Origin of the sequence: Mesorhizobium sp. ZC-5 (genome assembly GCF_025753855.1) — a bacterium.
In the GTDB taxonomy this organism is placed as follows: Bacteria; Pseudomonadota; Alphaproteobacteria; order Rhizobiales; family Rhizobiaceae; genus Neomesorhizobium.
Genome location: NZ_JAOWPT010000048.1, coordinates 1 through 1,891 on the forward strand (window position 1 = coordinate 1; position 1,891 = coordinate 1,891).

Consider the following 1,891-nt stretch of genomic DNA (forward strand, 5'->3'; position numbering starts at 1 on the left):
GGGGATGAAAATAAACGTCCTGTCTTACCGGCTACCGCTGTTCAGTAGCGCTGCCGGTGACCATCAGGTGGGGGAGTTTCAAGTGACCACACCCGGGGGATTTTGACCGACCCACGGGGGCGGTGATGGCGGCCTTTGCGGGTTTGCCGTCTTTAGCGTCTGGTATTTTGTCTTGCGAGGCTTGCGGCCTCTGGCGGCTCGAGGGTTCCGAGTTCCGGCACGTCGCAGCTTTCTGGGATAAGACTTCCTGTTAGCGTCCCCGAGCCAAGCCATCGTAACGAACTGGCTTTAGCCTTATAACTCCAACGCCGTTGTCGAAGGCGATCTGGGTTCCGAAAGGCTCCGAGAGCTTCTGAAGACGCTCCAAAATGACTCTTGCGAGCGGCGGGGGAGCGAGCCGTGGGATACCCCGGCTGACAAACCTCTTGGAGTAGCCAAGCTCGATCGGATAAAGCCGCAATTCAGCAAGCTGGTTCTGCTCAAATCGGCTTACGGTGATGATGCTCTCATAGAAGACCGGGTCTGAAAATCCACTTGCCATCTCAGCGACCGTCACCTCGGCATCCGTGTCGGCCCCTGGGTCCTTGCCATATTCGGCAAACATGTCAGCGCCCACGGGGGACCGAAGGTCGTCCATCATGAAATTCCCAATGCTATAAAAGATCGGCCGACCCTTGTAGATTTCGATACCTCGCAACTGGTGCGGTCCATGTACGACGTATGCGTCGGCCCCCGCATCAATCATCTCATGCGCAAAGGATTGTTGGTAGTCGGGCGGCTGCTGGCTCCAGTTCCCGGGCTCGTGACCATGGTGCGTGATGATGCAGAAGTCGGCGAACTGCTTGCCCCGGCGAACGTTTCGGAGGATGTCGGCGACATCGCGCGGGTTGGGTTCAAAGCTGTAACCCACCTTGTCGCCTGTTTTGTATGTCACGCCAGAGAGCACGACTCGGTCGGAATTACCATGGCTGGACTGGCAACCCGGCAGTGCATCGCGCACTTGCCTTAAGTTTTTGAGCATCTCCGACGGGACCAAGATGCTTTCCGCCAAACGAAGGGGGTTGAGCCCGGGTCTGCCGGGCGCCTCGTCGGCGGGATCGCACGCACGAGACATCGGCATGAACGTTGAAGCAAACGACAGCAATGCCACGCGACCGCGCGCGGTCTCCAAGAAGCGAGCGGCGCCGGCTTGCGCAAGATTCTCCCCAACACCTGCATGGACGATACCGCTCTCATCCAATATGCGGCTCGTCTCACCCATGCCTTCAAGGCCCCAATCAAGCGTATGGTTATTTGCGCGGCTCATTAGGTTGAACCCCATCGCCTTCAGATCAGGTCCAAGGTCCGGTAGGCTGACGTGATACGCGCCCCCGTACTCAGCCTGCGGGCTTCCCTTGAACGATCGGATATCAAAGATGTTGGTTTCCATGTTGCCGAACGTGGCATCGGCATCGCGCAGGATCTTGACGATCTTGTCAAAGCCGGAATGGTTGCCTTTGGTTAGCGGTCGCGACACAATAAGGTCGCCAACTGCTATCACCGTGAAGCCGTCCGCAACGTTCGTTGCGATCGATCCGACCGCATCATAGCCACCATCCTGCTGGACCGAATGATGACCGTTCTCGTGTGAATGTTCTTCCATAGTCCTTCTTCTTTTCTTTCCACTGGATCTGGAATGATGTTCGGTTTCCGTGTCAGCGGTGCGCTCGAGATGCTCGATCGGGTGAAAGAGTCTCTGACATAACCACAGGACTGAGCGAAGAATCAGCCGGCTCGGCCGGCATGCCCGTCGCCGGAGCGCGCACATGACAGGCCACGACCCGTCCGTCGGCCATTGGCACCAGAGGCGGCACTTCGATGCGGCAGCGTTCGACCGCGAGCGGACAGCGCG

1 protein-coding gene and 1 pseudogene are annotated in these 1,891 nt (G+C 58.2%); both read right to left on the reverse strand.

All coding sequences use genetic code 11. The features are described from left to right. Window positions 1-250: 250 nt before the first annotated feature. Window positions 251-1,642, reverse strand: coding sequence for a CapA family protein (locus OHD58_RS30385; protein WP_263807293.1), 1,392 nt, complete (start codon window positions 1,640-1,642; stop codon window positions 251-253). Between the two features lie 52 nt (window positions 1,643-1,694). Beyond that, a pseudogene (locus OHD58_RS30390) lies at window positions 1,695-1,891 on the reverse strand (oligopeptide ABC transporter ATP-binding protein); the annotation flags it as partial.